We start from the raw sequence: 22,479 nt of genomic DNA on the forward strand, positions 1-22,479 counted from the left end.
CGCCCAGTTCAATGCGGAAGCCACGTATCTTCACCTGATGATCGCGGCGTCCGATGAACTCCAGATTGCCGTCCTTGCGCCACCACGCCAGATCACCGGTGCGATACATGCGGGTTCCCGGCTCGCCATAAGGATCAGGCAGGAACCGCTCGGCAGTGAGGGCCGGTCGTTTCAGATAACCGCGAGCCAGTCCCACTCCTGCGATATAAAGTTCTCCCACAACTCCGACGGGTACCGGTTGCATTTCGCCATCAAGCACGTAAAGGCGGTAATTCGGCAATGCGGAACCAATAGATACTGCTCCGTCCAAAGAAGTTGCGGTGATTTCACAGGCGGTGGCGTCAATACAAACTTCCGTGGGGCCGTAGAAATTGAAGATTTTGCGCGCTACACGGCTCGACCACAGTTCGTTCGCGAGAGGCACCGGCAGGATATCGCCGCCAATAATCAAGGTGTCCAGACGCAAAGTCCAACTGCTGTGCCGAACCAGATGCCCGGCTAGACCGGGTGTGACATCGAGTACGGAAGGCTTGTGCTCGCGGGCGTAGACGCTGAACCGTTCTGCATCATCCCGGACAGCATCAGGAATGATGATGGATATTCCCCCGGCGCAGAGTGGACAGAATATCTGTTCAAATAACGGATCAAAGATGGTGGAGGTGATCGCCGCATAGCGCGTTGTGCGGGTAAGGCCGAAATAGCTGATGAGCGTGGAGACCTTATTTACAATCGCCGAGTGCTGCACCAGCACGCCCTTGGGAGTGCCCGTGGAGCCGGACGTATAAATGACATACGCCGGATTTTCCCCCGACAAAGATTTTCGACGATCTGCATTTCCCGGATTGCCTGTTAAAAAATGTGCCAGAACGTCCCGCGCTTCCTGCTTGTCAAGAACGAGTTGAGGCAGGTCATCAGCAAGCCGCGAAGCCAGCCCAGACACAGTCAACATGCACGCTGGTTGAGCATCTTCCAGCATGAAGGCCAGCCGCTGTGCAGGATAGCTCGTATCCAACGGCAGGCAGGCTGCTCCGGATTTCAATATGCCGAGCAGCGCAACCATCAACTCTAATGACCGTGGAATGGCCACTGCGACCAGATCTTCCGGCCCAATCCCTTCAGCAATCAACCAGTGAGCGAGACGGTTCGCCTGCTGGTTCAACTCTTCATAATTGAGTTCTTTTCCATCATCAATCACCGCTGTTGCGCGGGGTGTTCTTCTCGCCTGCTCTTCGAATAGTTCCGGCAATGTCGCTCCGGGTACATCGCGCTCAGTCGGGTTAAATTCTTCCAGAATGTGCCGCAGCTCTTTCTCATCGAGCAACTGGGTTTGCCCGATGTGCCGGCTCGGATCGTCCACCGTGGCTTCGAGCACGCGCAGGAAGTGGTGTGCCATCTGTTCCATACGCCAGCGGTCGAACAGATCATGGTTATAGACCCAGTAAATCTCGATGGCCCCTGCGTGCTCCACCGCATATACTTCCAGATCCACAATGACCTGCGGATAATCCCCCCGGACTACCTCAATTTCCAGACCCTTCAATTGATAGACTTCCCAAGGCATGTTCTGGAGCGAAAACATTACCTGGAAAACCGGGGATGTCTGCAGGCTGCGGCGAGGCGCAAGTTCCTCCACCAGCCGCTCGAATGGCACGTCCTGATGCTGGTAGGCTTCCAAGGCCATACGGTGCACTTCGCCCAGTAAATTGCGGAAACTCTTCTCTCCCTGCGTTCCCATCCGCAAGACCAGCGTGTTTACAAAAAATCCGATCAACTCTTCCAACTGCGGGTCCTGCCGGTTCGCAATCGGCGAGGCCACCACAATATCCTGCTGTCCGCTGTAACGCGACAACAGTACCCCAAAGGCAGCCAGCATCGTCATATACAGGGTCGCCTGATGGCTCTGGCTAAACCGCTTCAACTTCCCTGCCGCTTCGGCGTTGAGTCTCACGTGACAGAGTTCACCCTCGAAAGTTTGCAATGCTGGTCGCGGCCTGTCAGTGCATAGCTCCAGGCGCTCGGGAATGCCCGCTAACTGCTGCTTCCAATATGCCAATTCCCCTGTAAGCCAGTCGCCTTGCAACCACTCCCGCTGCCACAACGTGAAATCCGCATATTGCAATCTCAACGGCTTGAGCGGATTTTCCTTTCCCTGCCGGTAGGCGTCGTAAATTTCCGCCAACTCTCTATTGAAAATGCCTTCCGACCAACCGTCCGAAGCAATGTGATGAACGGTCCGCAGTAATATGTGTTCCTGCTCCCCCAGTCTCAGCAGCCTGACCCGCAGGAATGGCCCTTGTGACAGATCAAACGGACGGGCCCCTTCCTGCTTCAGAATCTCGATGACCTGCCTTGACTGTGCCTGCTTATCGAGACCACGCAAGTCATCTTTCGGCATGCTGATGAGAATTTGCGGCGCAATGACCTGTTCAGGCCTGCCATCCATTTCCTTGAAATGCGTCCGCATGCTCTCATGCCGCTCAACAATGGTATTAATCGCCCGTTCCAGCGTCACCGGATCCAACTCTCCACTTATCCGCAGGCGTACCGGGATCGTATATTCCGTGCTTGATCCTTTTAGCTTGTCTATGAACCACAGTCGCTGTTGCCCGTAGGACAAGGGCAAATGTTCCGGCCGAAGCTTTTGTTCCAATGCCACCCGGCTGCTTCGTGCTCCCGACAGTTTTGCCGCCAGCTTCGCAACGCTTGGCGCCTCAAATACGGTACTAACCTGGATGTCGGCCCCCAGCAATGCCCGAATCCGGCTAATCAGGCGAGTGGCCATCAGGGAATGTCCACCTAATGCAAAGAAGTCATCGTCAACTCCCACTCGGTCCATTCCCAGGAGTTGCGCGAAAATTTCGCACAAGATCTCTTCTTCAGGCGTTCGTGGTGCGCGATAGACCGCGGTGCGCAGATTGAAATCAGGGGTCGGCAATTTTTGCCGGTCCAGTTTTCCATTCGGCTTCAATGGCAGGCGAGGCAGGACGACAATGGCCGGCGGCACCATGTAATCGGGAAGCTTTTGTCCCAGATAAGTTTTCAACTCCTGGACCAGTTCTGCGTCTCCCATATTTTTCGCGGGGGTATTGGCAAACCGTTCGTAGTCCGCTGCCGACAACTGATCGGCCCTCGACACTCTGCGCCAGCGCGGATTGAATACCGCATCGTAAATGCCGTCACTTCCAAATCGCTGCCAGCGAATCTCCACGCCAAGTTTGCGCGCCAGCGCCATGACTGCATCAGGATCTTCACCTGTCGCGTGCTGCACCGCGATTTGCAACTCCCCGGCGCGCATCTCCGCTGGGGAATTTGCCAGCAACTCTACGGCCCTTACCGCCTTTGCGGCGCGCGCGTCCGGAATGCCGCGAACCCCGATTGAATTGGGAGGAGTTTCATGCAATCTTTTCTCAAGTTCTGTTTTCCAGCTTCCATCCTGTGTCCAGGAGATCTGCTGTCCGGGATCAATTATTTCCTCCTTGTCTCCTGCTCGAATCACCACGTCATAGCGGAAGCGGCTTAATTCGTTGTCATAGCATCCGGCTTTCAGCGAGCATGTGACCCGGCCCACATCTTCCCAGTTCCGGCCTATCTCTTCAAACAGGCGAGGCGCAACCAGTAATTCCTCCTCATCGCGCATGGCTTGCGCAATCCGGCGCCGCAGCTCAGCCACTGTCATTTCAGCGCCGGCTTTATGCAGATGAACCGACGCATGATAGGCCTCCATCAATGGCAGGCTGCGCACATCGCCGATAAAGATATGACCGCCGCTGCGGGTGACGCGCACCGCCTCACGCAACACGCCGATGAGGTAATGAACTTCCGGAAAGTACTGCACTACGGAATTCACGATCACCAGATCAACGCTTCCATCGGCAAGAAAACTCAAATCGTGGGCGAGCCCATGCCTCAGTTCCACCTGGCGCAAATCAGGCCGCGTGGATAAGGAGGAAGCCAATTGCTTCAGCACGATCGGCGAGAAGTCCACACCGATATAGCTGACGCAGTCTGCCGCAAGCCTGGTCAGCAGAAGCCCTGTTCCGCATCCAACCTCAACTACCCTCTTCGCTCCGAGTGATTTGATTCGGGCCACTGTCTCCTGCACCCAGATTTCCATCTCGTCAGGCGCAATTGGCTGCCCGGTGTAGCTATTCATCCAGCCCACAAAGTTGAACGCCCCTGATGTTTCCTGAGACCGCTCGTAAATGGAGTCATAGAGCTCTTGCCACTGCGATATCTGTGACTTTCGCGCTTCATCCTGCTCGTCAGCAGTCTCCGCGCGAGTGACATATCCCACCAGGCCCTTTTGTGTGCCATCATCGCGGACAATTACGGCAGCATCACGCACGCGCGGATGCTCCAGCAATGTTGCCTGAATTTCACCGAGTTCAATGCGGAATCCCCTGACCTTCACCTGGTCGTCAGAACGCCCAAGAAATTCCAGCGTTCCGTCATAATTCCAGCGGGCCAGATCACCAGTCCGGTACATCCGGCTTCCCGACTCTCCCCACGGATTAGCAACAAATCGCTCAGCCGTCAGACGCGGACGATTCACGTAACCACGTCCCACTCCACGTCCGCCAATGTAAAGATCACCAACTACGCCAATCGGCACCGGCCGCAAGAAACTGTCCAGCAGGTAAATCTGCGTATTCAGGATGGGCCTGCCGATGGTTTCCGGGCCGCCCGGTTCCCGAAACGCAAAGGTCGAATAAGTAGTCGTTTCGGAAGGGCCGTATGCGTCAACGACGCGCGCATTCGTCTCCCTGTAGATGCTGTCTACAAGCGCACTTGATAACGGTTCACCGGCCAAACTCACCACCCGCACCGATGGCGGAATGGCGCCAGTCCTTAGAAGTTCCGTTGCTGCTGATGGAACTGTATTAAGCAGAGTCGGCTGGTGTGTTCGCGATGCGTTCGCAACATCCAACGCATTTTGGGCCAGGACCACTTTGCCTCCCCGGCAAAGTGGAAGGAAGATTTCAAATACTGATAAATCGAAGCTGATGGAAGTAGATGCCAGGACCTCTGCCCGGTCTTCGGGCCCGAATACGCTCTCGGCCCAGAACAGGAAAGCCGTCGTATTGCGGTGCTCAAGGGCCACGCCTTTAGGCTTGCCTGTTGAGCCAGAGGTATAAATCAGATATGCGGCATTTCGCGAGTCGGGGAGTTGCAGTGGAGTGGTAGATTCGATTCCGGCGCGTAAAGCACAATCAGATTCCAAGGTAATGAGGCTTGAGTTGCGGCCAGCCAGGACTGATGCCAGATTGCGTTCACAAAACAAAAACCTTGGCGAAACATCTGCAATCATGAATAACAGCCGCTCGGCTGGATAGGCTGGGTCCAGCGGCAAATAAACGCCTCCCGCCTTTAAAATCCCAAGCAGGGCGATGATCATCTCTAGGGAACGCGGCATTGCCAGACCGACTATGTCCTCCGGCTGTAAACCCTGCTCCTTTAAATAATGTGCCAGTTGATTGGACCTGGCATCCAGTTCCAGATAGGTCAGCTCGCATCGATTGTGCGCAACAGCAATGGCGCCCGGATTTATGGCCGCCTGCTGCTGGAACAATTCAACCAGCGTGGTCTCCGGCACATCTTTTTTTGTATCGTTCAATCCGTGAAGGATATGCTGCTGTTCTTCCTGGCTGAGGACATCAATGTTGCGAAGCGGCTTTTCCGGCTGGGCTATAACCGCATTGAGCACCATAAGGTAATGCTTTGCCATTTGCTCAGTGCGCCAGGGTTCAAAGACGTCCCGGTTGTAGAGCCACCGCACATTCAATCCCGCGCCAGTTTCCCAAATGTGGACTTCAAGGTCCCAGCGTGCCTGGGCCGCATCGCCGATCATCGGTTCCAGTGCGAGAGATGACTCTCCTGCTTCCAGGCCAAATGGCATGCTCTGCAATGCCAGCACCACCTGAAACAGCGGGGTATAGTCAATGCTTCTTTGCGGAGAGATCTCCTCCACAAGCCGGTCCACGGGAACGTCCTTGTGCTGGTAGGCATCCCAGGTCGTCTGCGTCACTTCATTCAGCAGCTCGCGGAAACTCGCTTGCGGAGAGATGCGTACTCGCATCACAAGCGTGTTTACGAAGATGCCAATCAGCTGCTCTAACTGCGGGTCCTGACGGTTCGCGATTGGCGATCCCACCACAATGTCATCCTGGCCGCTGTATCGGGAGAGCAGCAGTGCGAAAGCCGACAGCAGGCTCATATACAACGTCGCCTGGTTCTCACGGCTGAGTTGCTTTAAGGCTGCCATCTGGTCCGCCGGCAGGAGGGCCTCCTGTACTTCGGCCCGGAACGTCTCTACGTGGTGTGGATGGTCCACCGGCAGCTCGAGCCGTTCCGGTATACCCTCCAATTGCTTTTTCCAATATTTGAATCCCTTATTCAGCCGCCCGCTCTCTACCCAATTCCTCTGCCACAATGTGAAATCGGCATACTGGATGGCCAGTGGTTCCAGCGGATTACCGCGTCCCTGCCGGTAAGCGTCATAGATTGTCAGCAACTCTCGATGAAATACTCCCCACGACCAGCCATCGGTTGTAATGTGGTGCATGGTCTCCACGAAGACATGCTCCGTTTCATTCAGCTTCAGCAGCCTGACCCGCAGTAGTGGGCCACGTGATAAATCGAACGGTTCAGCGCCTTCATCTTTCAGCGCCTGCAATACTCGGGCTGCCTGTGTCTGCTCGTCGAGCCAGCTCAAGTCCTCAACCGGCATGGAGATTCGCAAACCCGGCTCAATGACCTGCACTGGCTCGCCATCAATCTCTTCAAAACGAGTCCGCAGGCTCTCATGGCGTTCCACTATGGTATTGATTGCTCGCTCGAGGGATACCCGGTCCAACGCTCCTTTTATCTTTAATCCAAACAGCAGGTTGTATTCGCTGCTTGTCCCTTTCAGCTTGTTGATGAACCACAAGCTTTGCTGGGCATAGGACAGAGGCAACCGTGCAGGCCGGGCCTTCGGCTCAATGGCCGCTTTCATTCGTGGAGCTGCAGCAGGTTGGCTCTGGGTTGTTCTTTCCAGACGATCCGGGTTTTCAAAGATTTCCATCCATTTCCTTCCAGGAGATCAGCGTGTAAGCAGGTGCAGTGACTGCTACCAGTCCGGTGAGCAATTTTTATTTGAGCGATAGCGCCAGGATGTTGAATCAGGCGAAGTGGGGCATGACTTTTTCAGCGAAAGTCTTAATGGATTCCATGACCAACTCATGCGGGGTGGTGCCGGTTTGCATCACGAGCATCAATTCATCCACACCGGCATCTACGAACCGTTGGACCGATTCACGCGCTGCCTGCGGGTCTCCAATCACGGAAGAAAGTTGTGACTGGGGCGCATTGCGGACGCGCGCAAAATCGCGGACATAATCATCCGGCAGGAAGTCCTTGGTTATAGGAAGAGCGCCGACCGGTCTTTCTCCCCGGTAATAATGGAGTAACGCTTCGGTAAAGTAGGTTGACCCGCGCAGGCCATGGCGGCACGCCTCAAAATCATCGTTTAAGACCAGGCACGCTGCAGTACACGCGAAATGATTGGTCACAGTAGACCCAATGGGCGTGCTGACGGCAATGGCCTCCCGATATTCAGAAATACAACTGGCCAGGGCATCGCTCCGGTAAGTGCCGAGATTCAGCGCACCAATTCCCATCTTGCCGACCGAACGCGCGTCTTCCGGCTTGGAGCACGCCGCGAAGATCGGAGGATGCGGCTTTTGCAGCGGAGTGGGCACAATGTGTGTGGGCGGGATGTTGAAGAACCGGCCTTTATAACTGAACGGCTCAGGGTTCCACATTTTGGGAATGATCTCAAGCGCTTCCTGCCACTCGTCGCGCAAGGTGGTCTTGTCCACCTCAAAAGCTTCCTGCTCTACTCTTGATCCTGACCGTGCTGTTCCCCAGTTGACGCGCCCGTTGGACAAAATATCCAGGGTCGCTATGCGCTCGGCAATCCGAATCGGGTGGTTATAACGGTACGGGAGCAGCGTGCAACCGTGGCCAAGCCGGATTCTGCTTGTCTGCGCTGCAACGAACGAAAGAAAAACCTCCGGCGCTGATGAGTGCGAGTATTCATACAATCCGTGATGCTCAACTTCCCATATACAGTGATAGCCGAGTTCGTCAGCGAGCCGGGCCTGTTCTACGCAATCGCGAAACAGCCTTGCTTCCTTTTCAGGAGTCGAATCCGCTGTCTGCATTTCAAAAAAGAGTGAAAATTTCATGCTTTTGAAAGTTCCAGTTCAGGCAAGTTAAAACTTTGGGACTGAGTCTATGAACTCCCGCTCCTCGGTCGTAAGCTGTACGGCCGAGGCCATCATCAGATGCGGGTGGTCTTGGGAACTCAGGGTCATTTTGAAGTGCGGCATCGCGAGAGTTTCTCGTCGTGGAGACAGGCCGAGTGTTTTGGCCAACCGGTCAAAGCAGGGCGGATGAATGAAGACATGACATCGCCTCATCTCTTCTGTGTCCGGACCGCCTTGCACTCGCGGACCGCTTTCAGCTATGCCCGATACTGAGCGAAACCAGCATGCGTTCACCGTGCTCCAGGGTGTGAACATTTTCAGGCAACGGGTTGCAAGGTCAACGCAGTCTCGCTGGTCTTCATAGGGTTCAAAGCGCAATTCCTGATTATCTGACCGGGTGATTGTGATGAATTTGCCGAAGCGCTCAGCCACTTTCCGCATGAGCTGCTGCTTTACTCTCCGGTACTTCTCAGCGCCTGCATATTCTTCCGTGAGCAGCTCATAAGCCTGCTGAACTTCCGGCGTGCTATAACGATGCAAAATCCGGTGCAACCCAACGGCAACATAGAAGGACGACATATTCACAGTCATCTGCACTAAAAACTTGATATACCGCACTCCCATCGCCCGCTCGTCAGGAGTGCCTTCCTGTTCCTGCTGAATTTCATACCTTTCTGATTCGAGGTAAATAAGCCATTGGAGCGCATCCTGTTCATCGCGGGTCATGCGCCGGATCTTCTGTTTCAAAGGCTTGTTGCGCCAATAAGCTCTTTTCCTCTCCCTGGCCTGTTCAGCCGCCAGCCTTTTCTTGGCCGTGGCAACAATCTCAATCGCCGCAGCACGGTCCTGCACGATGAAATAAGCCAGTTGAAATGCCCGTTCCAGCAGATCAGGACATCCTGCAGTTTCCCATCCCTTATGTTGTTGAAGCTGCCCCATTCTCCATCCTCGGTCTTGCAGAACGGCTTTTGTGATTCAGCTACATCGGATTTCTCCCGTGGTTTCTTGAGCAGACCTGTATCAGCATTCATGCGAGCAGGCTCCGCGATCATCGCGACTTCATCGCTCATAAACAGAAAAAAATGGGAGTGCGATTATTATCGGGGTCCCACGGAGAAAAAGTGGCGTTTTTGTCCGTCCGATTCGATTTTGAATCAGACCTGTAGTGGCAGACAGATGTTAACAGGAGTACTGTTATCCGGCAGTTCGATGAACCGAATGATCTCATCATCAAGGCCGCTCACCCCAGCTTACGCAAATGATGCGGCAATTTTCCGCGTGCCCGAACCAGGGGACCAGTTACTGGCGCTGTGGGCCCAGGTCATGTTGTTTTGAATTACAAGATCTCCGGGAGCTAACTTGCGGGTAATTTTGCATTTGAAAAGCTCTGTATAGCGCACGCCGGAATGCCAAATGCGCCGGTCGGCTTCCGGATCCAGTTGGCGGAGTTCAAGGCCTCCGGGCGGCTCCTTGAGTAAACCTGATTGCGCCAGCAGCCGCGCGTATTCCGGCACCGAATCAAGATCTGCGCCATCAATACTGTCCCAATATACGTTTACTTTGCGATTTAAAACGGCAGAGTATGCTGGCTCAGGTTTAGCCAAAACCTCAACGACAGTAAGGCCGGGGATTTTGGTCTCATGCTCCTGCAGAATCTGGTCATCATCCCGGAGCACGTCGTCCGGCAGATTGAGCTGGTACAGTCCTTTGGCCCGCAGAATCTCATGCCGCGCGAGTGGCTTGTTCCCCAGCTTTCCTCTCATCACTCTCTCACGCACACACCGCCACGCATGACTTGAGTCGTCAACATTCATCAGAATGGTTTCACCGCCATCGGTGGTGTTCTCATAGCAGTAAAAGGTCGCTAGCTGCATGCCCACAAAACTGCTGCCTTCGGAATGAGGAGTAATAAACTGGTAGTCAGTGCGCTTGTTGACGCTCATGAAGTACTTGCTGATATTGTGACGATGGCCATGAAATCCGGCCATGCCTGCCTGTAAACTCAACGCGTCACTGAGGCCGAGTTTTTCAGCTATCTGGTGCATGACATGGTCAGCCTGCTCCGCGCTTAAATTCTGCACCAGCACCACCAGGTCTTTTTTGAGAGATTCGACCGCAAGATCCATATCAACAGCACGATCACCGTGTTCGATAATGACTAACCTTGCAGTGTCCTCACGGATCATAGATTTACCTCCAATCCTGCTGCTGTCGGTCCCCGCCAAGGACCTCATTCACACAGGGATGATTGAACAGATGTATAAGGAAGGCTCGGAGAGCACATAACCGAAGACACGGCGCAGCCAAACTGCAACCAATTCTTCTTACCGCTGATTAATGCTGATCAACCACAGATCAACAGCAGGGAGATACAGGACAATAATTGATGTTGTCAGAGCTCACGGTTCAATGGGCAGGCTACCGCCCCGTCAGTCCCATTTCTGGTTCCAATTGAAGATGTCCTGATTGAATCCGCAACCCGGCGCAGTGCTGCGCTGAGCAGTCACGGTTTTTTGGTTATATACCTTTAAGAAAAGATCAGGCGTATCATTATCGGAATCTGAAAGCCGCTCAATCGCGTTTTAGTGAGGGCGAAATTGCGATCTCCGAGGCTCACGAAAGGGTTCACGCAGGATCAGCATGGTCATGGTGAAAGCGCCAACCGAGAAAGGTCATGCTTCCAATCATGCCCATCCAGCCCACCATGCGGACCACATGGGCGATGCGGATTTTAGATGGTGGTGGTCAGGATCGAACCGACGACCTCTTCTATGCCATGGAACGAAGAAAACGGCGATTTGGTGATGGCAAAGGACTTATAGCCGGCTTGGCGTGACAAAACCGGCGTAATCGGCGCTATTTGCGCCCAAATTGCGCCCAAAAACTAACCAGTGGGTTAAGGGCTGATCTGTGGGGAATCAGCCCCCTTTTTTTCGATGATCAATGCTGCAATTTTCGCCTTACGCAGTGAGCAGGTTCCTAGTAGAGGCAAATACAAGATGCGGGGCTTTCCACGCCCCAATTTGGGCGGGTTGCCCCGAAAATACGATTGGAATGATGGCGAAGAAGGGACTCGAGCCTCAGAGTTTCGGCAACTCGTTCGACCTCAACTGATTAGCGACTTCCATTGAGAGTGTGTAAAGCACGCAATGGACGCTGTTATCGCCCCTTTAATGTACCTAGATTTTTGGTCTGTCCGAATCTCTTCAGGACGACTGATTAAGAGCCAGCGATTGAATTGCAGATTTTTCTAGTTTCACCGTGCTAAATCAATGAACTTGCCCGCAACTTCGCGCGCACGGAAGCATTTATATCAAGTACTGAAAAGGCGCGCTTTGGCGCATACTGGCCCTGCACGGCCAGGAATGTGGCCGTGCAGGGCATGTTAGATGCAACGCGCCAAGTAGGCACAACTCAACTCGTGTACGTTTTCACTTTGGACGAGGGAGAATCGCGAGATGACGCCGCAGCACGAGGCGCTCTCGGGCCATCACACACGGGACGGAGTTCATAACGGCAGAAGAGGAACATGCTCCTTATCATGCCAACGCCGGCGAGGAACTCGAGGCGAATGCGGCCACCACGCTGCCGATGCAACGGCCCAACGCTAGCATCAAGTACTCCGTGATACAGTCCTGGCCAGTCACAACTAGCGGAGCAGGCAAATGTCAACTCCTCCAACTCGTCATCGTCTTCATCGTCGCAGCCCATGGTGAACTCCACTAGGTGGCAGGCCGGCTCGTCGCCCGTCGGGCACGGACATTCTCCCGGACTGAGGCAATTCCGGCCGTCTCCATCCACTGTTTCAAAAAACAATGCCAGTTTGGTAATCCACAAATCTTTGTTTCCTGGAACGAAAGGGAACATGTGCCGAAGGAGCTTCAGATCAATTTCTCGTTCGTTCTTACCTCGTTGACATGCCTCGCGGAACAACTCCCACGCATCCGGGAACTCATGACGCACGTCGAAATAGGCCCAGCCGTTTCCCGGCAAATGACATTGCGCGACTTCGCTAGCTTCATGTCGCAACAACTCTCCGCCTTCCCGAGCTGTATAGTTCAGGTGGAGGATCATGTCGCTCAACGTGTCCATGTCAAAGTAGTTGTTTTCTAGCGGAAGCTCGATCCGCCAGCGGCTTACCGCCCCTAGGAATTCAAACGGTAGATACCGCTCGTCGCGGAAGTTGAGTTCGAACATCCCAGAGTCATTCTGCCCACTCGAGGTTGCGATGGCTTCCTTGGCCGCATACTGTCGCACCATCCGCGGATCGTCGGCACAAGCCGCGTAGCCACCCTCCAGTTCTCTGTCTGCGCAGCGATGCTGTTTAGAAGGACAACAACAATGATGCGGAGGCGCACTCAAGCGCGGATCTTTCCGTGTGACACTGCTGATAAGTGTCAGGCGGCAATGCACTCCCGTGTATGGGCCGGTAACGCAGGGAATGGTGAGTGTCACGTTCTTGATACGGCGCATGTAATGGCCGGGGAAATCGAGGTCGAACATCCACTCTGGGAGTTCAATTTCGCAACAACCGGCAATTCGCAGGCGCAGGAACTCCATTGGGAAGTGCAGCCGGAGCGAAAAATGCTTAGTCAATTCGTACTCTCGAACATTTTCATCAAGATATGCTTTTTCCATCAGACGTAGGGCGACTTCCAGGCGCTTCCCCGCCATCAGCCCCTCTTGCAGGCTATTCCAGGCACACTCAGGAATGAATCGCCGAGCAGTATACCCGCGTTCAACATTGAAGGCCCTTTCCGCTTGTCGTGCGGCGTAAACCGTAAGATCATATGTCTTGTAGTAGAGTGCCGCTGTCTCCTTTTGGAGGAAAAGATATAAATCATGAGCGGTGAATTTATCCCGGAAGAAATCGTGGATTTCTTTGGATTGCTCCATCTGACGTTTGAAAGAATTTAACTCTAGCAACATCTGGTCGCGCTTCCTTTGTGCAGCCAGTATCTGCAATTCCATCTGCTCAATCTCAATGGTGAGAATCTGCGCCTGATGAGCCCACTCATCGGAACGGCGCTGCCAGCCTCCTTCCGTCAGTTGTAGGCCGGCAGTCGAGGTGGCTATTTCCGCCAATCCGTTCATGATGCGGGCGGCAGTGGCGAAAATCGACGCCAAGGGCGTCCCCACGGGGAGTTGTGTATAGAACAGAGGAGTCCCGCCAAACCCAGCGATTCCGGTGAACATGTTAGGTATGGCGCCGACGGCGGCGGCAATTCCTTCAGAGACGTCACCTGCTGCACGGAGTACCGTGGATGTAATAGTAAGATCCTGATACTGGATCTCATCGTTAATCAAGCCAGTCTGAATGAGACCGTTGTAATAGGCGAGATTTGCCTGGCTGACCGCCTTCGTCTTTTGCAACGCTTCGACCTGCCAGTCGGACTCCCGCCATTGATCTTTTCTTGACGCAAGCCCCAGTGTCAGCAGTTCGCGTTCGTGACCCGCGCGTACAGAGGCTAGGTACTCGGCATCGCCTTTTTCAAATGCAGCAAGGAGTTCACCTCCCAATTCCTTCAACCTTGCTGCAAAGTCTTGCGCCTTCTGTACGAGGAAGATAAAGCGGTAGGGGCTGTGCAAATAGCACCACTCGGCGTCTTCGGCGCAGGGCTCAACCGTACTGCGCCAACCTTCGCTCAGCGGGTCAATTCCAAAGTATGGCATTTCGCAATCGACGCGCCCGTTGGGCAACCGGCGCGAATTAAGGCACGCATGAATCAAACTCAAGCGATCTTTGAGAATATCGTAAAGATCAAGGAGCCGAGGATTCAGAGGGGCGAAGAACGGCTTGAAATCAGTCACCGTTTGTGGAGTCAGCGACTCCGGCAGCAGGACTGACCAGGGCTGCTGGCCCAGGATTAACGAGGCGGTATCAAAGATAAGACGCGCCCGCTGAAACGCTTCGGGTGAACTTCGGCGCATCGTCGCGTCGCCCCACTCCAGGAGTGTCTCCAGATAATGCAAGACGATGGAGCGAGTTCTTGCATCCGCGCAGGAAATATTCGTGCTATCACAGCACGCACCTTGCGCGGATCCATCCAGATCCTTCGGTACATTGATCTTCGGGGCGACCTCCACCAAGGTTGGAGCATTGTCTCCCTCGGCGGGGGGCGGCGATGAAGGACCTTTGTCGGGACAGTGAACCCAAGTGCAGTCCTGTCGAAGGGGATCAAAGACGAGCTGGTACCACTTCAGCGCAGCTTCAAAGCGGCAGTGCGTCCTCAATGCCGATCCGACCGCAAGGGCAGGGCTGAAGAGCGACAGCGGGAAGAGGTGCGTCCCGGGTCGGTCATAGACGAAATACGGGTACGCCGGCAGACCGCCCGGATAGGTAACGCCGGGGCTCGGTGGGGCTGTTATCAACGGAAGCACCGTGGCATAGTCTGTCGCGAGATCGTAACGGAAGCCGGGATCGGACGTGTCGAGGTAGCCCGGCTGGGGCGACGGGATTGCTGGATTGCTGACAGAGAAAGTCAGCGAATCCCCAACTCTTCCCTGAAAAGTAAGATCAGAGTCGGCGATGGCTGTCACCGCTACGCCCTTGGCGGATCTTCGGGGCTGCTGGAACTCACCATTATGCACGCGACACCACGCAAGCCGAACCATGGGCGCTGTCTGCCATTCCAGCAACTGCGGCAACTGGTTCGGATCCTGCCAGAAGGTCGACTGTTGCTGATTCGGATCGTAGTAATCGTCCTGATAGCCGTACTGATAATCATCTGGAGAGGTTGTCGGAAAACTCCCCGAAGGGGGCGTTGGTGGGTTAAAAAAGCTACCGTCGACTAGCCAAAAATAGTACTCGTCGACCAGGACGGGATGAGAGCATCCGCACTCATCGCAGCATTCTACGCAGCTTTTTTCCCCATGATGCTTCTTGTGAGGTTCGAAGCCCATGCCTGCAGGAGGTACTCCCGCGGCGGCGATGCGATAAAAGCGTGTTCCAAGGCGAATAGCAGCCTCCATCCAAAACGGAAGCTGGTTCGCGGCATTGCCCGTAGCTGCGCGGGGGTCTACATCCCGATCGTTGCTTGCGCTTGCCGCAACCGTTGCAAGCCAGGAGGGTCGGGCATCGCGCTCGGGAGTAGCCAGAAACTTCAAGCCTTCTCGCGCCGGCTCAAGCAATTGCATTCTGGTCGGTTGGCGTTTTTGCAGCGCCTCCAGGCCACTGTGAGCGGGCGGACGCTCATCCGGCCACCACTCGAGTCCTCCCGGCACTGCCACAGTCAGGGCGGAGCTACACAGTTCCGATTCCAGGAAGCGGAACGCTTCAACGCGACGGGCTTTCTCCAAATCGCTCCATTCGATCCAGTTCTCCTTATATAGATCACGGCGTTTGCAAGCTTGCCAGATATGGAATGTCGCAAATTGACGGTCCCACATCCGCGCGAAGGCGCAGTTCACGGACCATCCGGGCTCCAGTCCGAGACGTGCCCGTTGCACGAAGCTCTGGATTGCGCCGATGGCTTCCTCAATCCGGCTGGCTTTCTCGCACAGCCCCGCTTCCACGTCGAGCAACAGCAGATCACTCAGATCCCTGCCTGATCGGGCATTTGCAGGACTAGGCCAGGGTAGCGGTACCCTGTCCTGAGAGCAAAGATAGGCAATCAATGCGCACCTGGCATGCTCGCGCAAGCGGTCATTGAGTCGTTTCACGACCGTCGCAAACAAATTTCGTCAGGTTCTCGTTACCGCTCCGCGTTTCCCCGCTCACTGCCATACCGGGATCGTCAGAAGCCCACAGATAGGGCCTTGCATCGCGAAGATCGTTGACATGGAAGTGCCGCACCAGTCGTCTGACAAACTGGTTCGAATGCCACACTCGGACCGCCCAACGGTCGTCCTTCAAGTCATTACTCGTAACTTCGTAAAGTGGCACCGTTTGGTCGATAAAATAATGCAGCACGGCTTGGGCGTACCGAAAATCGACGTCCATGTGACGCAGTAAATGCCCTGCGTTGTCCGGCTGTTGCTCTGTCGCTTCCTCAAAAAGCAGCCAGAGAGGATGCTGGTGGGCTGACTTGGTTTGTTCCCTCATCTGGACGTAGTCGAACGATCGTTCCCACCAGTCGAACAGCGCCTGTTCTCTCTTGACTGTGGGTTGGACGCGCAGGTCCTGCACAGGAGCCGGAGGCTGGTAGTTGTCCCTCAGGGGGAGAAAATTGAAGTCGAAATTCGCCAGGTGTTTTGAGAACAGGGTTGGATCCCGGTAATAAGAAACCCCGGCGAACAAGTCTGCGTCGTCCAGCATATATCCAAGTTCGGACTGGCCGTAGTGGGGCGCTCGCTTGCCTGACAACTCAAACCCTATCGCGAATAGAAGTGCTTTGAAAGCTCTCTGGTAGGTCCGACGGATATCGCGCAGCGTGCTGGTAAATTGCTGTTGCAGGAAGTCTGCTGCCTTGCCGCTGAGGGTGTCGATGCCTTGCTGGAGTGTGTCGTCTTTGGTCTCGCGGAACAACTGATGCAACGGCAAAGCAATCCAGCGGTCATCGCTGTCCGGTCCGGTATACTTTATCTCGAAGCCGGTATGGAGAGGGCGCACGCCTTCCTCGTGAGTAAAGCGAGGTGCCGGCTCTGTGAACTCGACAGTGATATGGTAAGCCCCGCATTTGAGAGCAACTGCCAGTGTGTGCTGCGGTTCTTCTTCCTCCCAATGGTGCCTGAGCAGAACCCACGTTTTCTGGCCCCGCTTCAACGTAACCTTCCACTGCCGATGTTCAGCGGCTTCGAAATCGGGCTTTTCGCCTTCAGGGGTTGGAGCGCCAGCTCGGAACTCGTAGCGGCCCTCCTTGTCGACTAAGAGCACACCAGTCCAATGCACCGTAAAGCCTTGCGCCCCGCCGAGCGCGGTGCCGTGCTCGTCCTTCATGGCGAACCCATTCCGGGCCGTGATGAAACTAGCTTGCGCGGGAGTAAGAGTCAGATCCATAGTGGGAAGTACCGTGGGAACCGGGCAATTCTTGCGGTTTCTGTCATGTCCGAAAGCGCGCATTGGCCCGGGGACTTCGCGATAGCCAACTCCGCCCTGGATAGGCGTGAACTCGCCCAGTAGCCCGGTGCCTGTGAGTCCCAGCAGGGCGGCGAAGGCACCGCCGTTGGGCTGGGGTGTCCAGGTCACCTGCGGTACTTTGCCTGAATCGTCTTCCCAGGAACTGGCTGCACGGTTCTCGTCGGCAAACAGACGTTTCAGTATGAGCCACGCTGTTTCATTGGCATCTTCCCACTGCCGCTCGCTTTCATTTTGGGCATGGCACGCAAGGTGTTCAGCAATGATTCGGCAGCGCGCGTGGGCAAGGGCGAAATGACCTCGGAACCAAGTCCACCGTTCTTCTTCGTTCTTCTCCTGAATCAGCCGTTCGTCGGCGCTCCTGAAATCCGCAAAGAGAAAGGCAAACGGAACAAGATCCAGCCGGGGCAGGTAATACAGGTCCTGCACAGCTTGTTGCTCGGCAGGGGTTAGCTGTCGCATGCTGCTGAGCTTCTCGATGACAGCCTCATCTTGCAGTGGCAACTTTGTCCAGAGCTGCTGTGCTGAGGCATCGTAGCGGAAAGGGCCGTCCGCTGGTGTATTCCACATCAGCGGAGGGGTTCCCGCCAGATCGACGCGGTACTGCCGCTTCTTCGCATCAACCATCTGGCCATATGATTCGAGAATATGAGGAAAGAAGTGCTCCGCGAGCGAAGTCAGCGCGTCCGGGCTCCCAGCCGGCGGAGCGTAACCAAACTCACTGCGAAGCGAAGCTTCAATTCGGTGCCACGTCCATTCACGGGCTTCCTCTTCGGGAACACGGATGGAAAGGAGCTTCCGTCGCAGCGCCAGAAGTGAATGCTCATGCTCGTCATCGGGTAACCCAAGTGGTGAATCGAGCGCTTCATTTAATTCTTGCAGCGGGAAAGGATCGTCGCCGTCCAGATGTTCGTCTGCCGTGAAAAGGAAGACGATTTCGCCGACGCTAAAGTGTGATGCAGAGATCTTGGCCAGCACCTCTGCGAAGCGTAGCGTGTTCGCCGGGCGTGCGTGCCAGGTGTCACTGGGCCGATCAGGATCGAATCCCGCCAGCCTTGACAACGGATCGAGGTTCTCAGCAAGCAACTTGATGAATTCCGGCAGGCGGCGGGCGGCCTTGTGATGCAATTGTGCGTGGTGCTGAACCCTGGCCAGAAGGTGTTCCACGGCCCAATTCCATTTGGGTGCGGCCGGACCAACCCACAGTGCAAGCAGATGACTGCGTTCGGCGTCCGTTGCGCCGGCCTGCTGGTCCGTCCTGTCTGCCAGCGGCATAGTGAATTGGTCACGCAGGATCTGGAATGCTGCAAGCTGACGGATGAAATTCGGGTTGATACCGGTGTTTGTGAATAAGCCAAGGACTTCGCAGATGTCCCGCAACTCCGCAAAGCAATACCTTGCGCCGCACACTTCTTTCAGCTTGCGCCACACTCGAATGAAAATTGCCAAGCGTCGCAGCGCCTGTGGTGTGTCTTGTGGAGAAGCAAAAGTGATTTCGTACTCTCCCAGGCAACATGGCTCGCAATCAGGAAAAAATCCTTTTTCATCGCCGCTCACAAATTCTACGATTTGAGATCCCTGCAGCGCCCGCTGTAACTCCACGAATTCGCAGTACGTGAGGCATGTGCGCTTGAGGAACTCAGGCAGTTGAACCACCGTTTCCGTCCAGCCTTCATCATTCGCGCCAAAACCGTAGAGTGTAGCGGTAGCAACATCGCCTGGGTTGAAGAGCGCCGCGTATTCCTCCGGCGTGAGGCCAAGGTATTCAATCGCGATTTCAATGCGCACGGGATAGCGCCACAGATGGGCCTGGAACACTGGCGGCGCAAGAGACGAATCAAGCGCGAACTCAGTGATGTTCTTCCTGAATGTTCGCATATCTTCATGCCGGCACGTCCGCATGTGGGCCAGATAGGAACGCGCGAGATCCAGCGGTTGGGAATATGGCAGGCAACAGGAGGAGAAGTCTGACTTGAGCCTGTCATATGCGCCCGGCTGAGCCACCGGGGTCGCCGGCGATGAATGCTCAGGCAGTGTGGCAAGCAGCGATGCCGGTTTGTGACAGTGCTCATCTTTGTTGTGTTCTTCTGAACAGCAGTCGTCCTTGAGCTCGTCTGTGCAGTGGTTTTCCTTACAGAGGTCGTGACCTGCAACAGTGGTCGCACTCGTGTTATAGGCGACGGGAGCCGTGGAAGGCGTTTCCACGGCGAGGTTCTCCAAGCACTCATTGACGATGTCGATAAGAGGAATGGGTGTTTCCAGATTGGCGCAGGTAGCCTCAAGACCGCCAAGATTGCGCCGGCCGGCAATGGCTCCTCCCAGCGTGGTGTGTTCTTCGTCAGGCGACGCAAAAGGATCGTCGCAGGTGGAATTCTCTGAAGCCCGCAGCATGTCGCTCAAATAGGCCACCGGCCCAAGCGGCGAAAGGCAGGCAGGCGGAATACAGTTGGTGAGCGACCCGTCGGGATTTACCGGCTGAAAACCGTCTCCCGGCGGCGGGGGTGTGGGTTCCGGAGGAGCGATCTTTGCAGCAGAATCGTAGATGTCGCCGGCAAGGTCATACGCCACCGTGCCGGTGAGCGCCTGCTGGAAGTCCGCACTGGATAGTTCTGTTATGTCCTCGGCAGAAGTGAAGCCGCGCGCGTAAAGCGCTTCTGCGAGCGAGAACTCGAAATTCTTGGGATTTGTCGGCGGGAGCGGAACGGAGTTCAGTATCTGGTAGAGGCTGTCGATTGTCACCAGTGCGTCCACCAGCCAATCCTGCGCTTCTTGATCATCGGCAAACACCTGGGCCGCCGCGGCCGTCAGCTTGTCAACGTCGAAGCCGGACCCTAAGGTGTAGGCTCCGTAAAAGCCGAGGCATACTGAAAGCCAGTCGGTGGAGGGAGCTTGCAAAAGAGGCAGCGTGCGCGAAGTCCCGCTCAAAAAGTTTGGGGTGAAGGTAATGTTGGCGCCACTCGGAACGGTTCCGGCTAGCGGCTGACTCAATGTCACCGACGTAGCTGTTACCCCTGTGACGGTGGTACCCCCAGGAATTGTGCCCGAAGGAAGATTTGTTGCAGCTACTGACATCTTGGCCGCAATTCCTGCCGTTGATGTAAAGTGCAGGACATTGCCAAGTAAGGTCGCGGCGCTAGTCGCGACATTGATTGAACTAGGTGGGCCCGCCGCGACCACTGCAAAAAACTTCTGCGCATAACGAATGAATGCCGCTGTTCGCGCGGCGGTATTGCCCGGCTTGGTAAATGGCGGAAGCCAGGTCGGATTCTTCTGGAAAAACCCATTCCACTGCTCGTCGGTTACCGAAGCCAAAGTAGCTATTGTGGGAAGTGCAGCCAGAGGTGCAAGCAAGCCGGATACTATTTTGTCACCCAGAGATGCATTCACTGGGGCAGGAATGAAATAGCCTTTGGTCAGTGCGCAGAGCACCAGGTTAAGGAAGGCACTGGCATGCGCAGTGGCTGCGCCGGGCCAGAATTGGGCTGCGTCATCGTCCGGCTGATAGGTTTGACTGCTCGGCGGAGCGGGCGGCGCGGCCGATGGTGGGTAGGCCAGCCATGCTTGCACCAGTTGCCTGAGGTCGGCTGAAAATGCCGGCGTAAAGATGATACTTGCACCTTTCGGCACGTCGCCTGAAACAGGCTGGCTCATGGTGACAGAAGTTGTTGTGACCCCTAAGACAGTTGTATCGGCGGGGATATTTGCACCGGTTATGGACATGCCGGCGCTGACTCCAGTCGTCGAACTGAAAGGCAGCGTGCTTCCGGCAGGCGTATCCCCGCTGGTTTGAAGCGTAATTGTGTCCAGCGGCGCAAGCGGCGTTGTCGACCCAACTGGAACCCCCAGTGCAATGATCCGGCGCGCCGCTTGGGCCGCGTTGATGGATGGCGCAGCAGGCAGAGTCGCGAACTTTTCTGCATCGGAAACGGTCCGGGCATTGATGGCGGCGGTCAACTGCGCTAGTACGTGCTGCGGCTTGTCCCCGGAGGCCATTCGAAAACGCTGCGTCGGGGTAATTTGTGGCGGCATCGAGGCCCCGAGGGCATAAAAATACGCTGCGGGCACGCCAAAATTTACAGGCGGGTTAACGCCGCCAAACGCAGTGAGGATGATTTCTGTTGAACTCGTTGGAGTTGGGCCGGCCTGACTGGGATTCGCCGGAAAGTCCAGTATCGCTTGCCGTGCTTTCAGACACTGCTCCTCGCAAGCGACTGCGGCCGCAAGCGAATAAACGTAATTCGTCAAACGGTCGGCGGTGGCATCGGCAGTTGTGTAGTAGCTCTTGAGATTGGCCTCAAATTGCTGGCGGTCAGCTTCAAGTTGGTTAGGGGTGCTACCGGAAAGAAAGACTCCTTTATTCGGGGGATTTGTATACAAATCTTCGATGCGGTCGGGCGCTGCCGGTACCGGCTTCTGCTGTCCCCACACGATTTCATAGGCGATGTTACGGCATTGGTCCGGCGTTAGCTTTCCAATATCTGGAGTTCCTCCTGGGTCCAGGTTCAGTACGCCCTTCACGGCACTCAGGAGTGAATCGAATGGAGGTGGTGTACCATCACTCGGCAGCGAGACCGAGACCGCGTTGGCGCTTGCGGGAGGCGCAGGAAGTGACAGGTACAGGCTCGGTGGAAGCGCAGCCCAAAAATTGGGATTAGGGCTGGGCCCGGGCGCAAGCGCCACGTCGTAATAATCAGTGGTGACGGGAATAGATTGTGAACCTGCCCCGCTACCCCATTGGACCTCAAGCCGAAGATTTTCGAATGCGGTTGGCGCGGATACTTGAATGACTGCTGTGGCTACCGACTTGAGTTCAAAAAAGCTGGACTCCGTTATTGGCCCCAGACTCTGGCCCGGTACCTGGTCGTACTGTTGCACGATGCCGTTGGTAGTGCCGGCCGGGTACTTCGGAGGTTTGATCGTCGGACCAGGCGCGGGGAGAGTGAATAATACCGGACTGGTTGGACTGGGCGGAGTGGTCGGTGCTATGTAGGTGGCCGTTCCGACATTCTGGCCCGTAGTTGGGCTGTTGAACGATAAGTCAAAAGCCCTGATCCGCAGACCGCCCAGGGCAGTCAGGTAATTGGTGAAAGTGCCCGCATCCACTGCCGTCTCAGGAACAATCCGGATTACGATCAAGCTAGACATGGGGCCAGTCCTTTCCGTCAAAGATTTTCAGTGTTCACCGAACTGCGCTCTCACGGATAGCCGGGAACG

Annotated in this window: 7 protein-coding genes; all 7 read right to left on the bottom strand. The window is 55.4% G+C overall.

Translation table 11 applies throughout. The features are described from left to right. Window positions 1-7,063: amino acid adenylation domain-containing protein (locus tag LAO76_27345; GenBank protein MBZ5494659.1), on the bottom strand; the 7,063-nt coding region annotated here is incomplete at its 3' end. Window positions 7,064-7,160: 97 nt separating this feature from the next. Continuing rightward, window positions 7,161-8,228, bottom strand: a complete 1,068-nt coding sequence (locus LAO76_27350; protein MBZ5494660.1) for an LLM class flavin-dependent oxidoreductase — start codon at window positions 8,226-8,228, stop codon at window positions 7,161-7,163. A 27-nt stretch (window positions 8,229-8,255) separates the two neighbouring features. Continuing rightward, the gene (locus LAO76_27355; protein ID MBZ5494661.1) at window positions 8,256-9,188 is read right to left on the bottom strand and encodes a hypothetical protein; all 933 of its coding nucleotides are present in this window, start codon (window positions 9,186-9,188) and stop codon (window positions 8,256-8,258) included. A gap of 311 nt (window positions 9,189-9,499) precedes the next feature. Continuing rightward, window positions 9,500-10,435, bottom strand: a complete 936-nt coding sequence (locus tag LAO76_27360; protein ID MBZ5494662.1) for a hypothetical protein — start codon at window positions 10,433-10,435, stop codon at window positions 9,500-9,502. Between the two features lie 545 nt (window positions 10,436-10,980). Continuing rightward, on the bottom strand, window positions 10,981-11,130 hold the full coding sequence (locus LAO76_27365; protein ID MBZ5494663.1) for a hypothetical protein: 150 nt from the start codon (window positions 11,128-11,130) through the stop codon (window positions 10,981-10,983). Window positions 11,131-11,663: 533 nt separating this feature from the next. Next, entirely contained in the window at window positions 11,664-15,911 is a 4,248-nt protein-coding gene (locus LAO76_27370) for a hypothetical protein (protein ID MBZ5494664.1), read from the bottom strand. Beyond that, the gene (locus LAO76_27375) at window positions 15,895-22,410 is read right to left on the bottom strand and encodes a hypothetical protein (protein ID MBZ5494665.1); all 6,516 of its coding nucleotides are present in this window, start codon (window positions 22,408-22,410) and stop codon (window positions 15,895-15,897) included. The genes LAO76_27370 and LAO76_27375 overlap by 17 nt, the downstream gene beginning before the upstream one ends. Window positions 22,411-22,479: the final 69 nt, after the last annotated feature.

This window comes from Terriglobia bacterium (assembly GCA_020072645.1).
Lineage (GTDB): Bacteria > Acidobacteriota > Terriglobia > Terriglobales > Acidobacteriaceae > Angelobacter.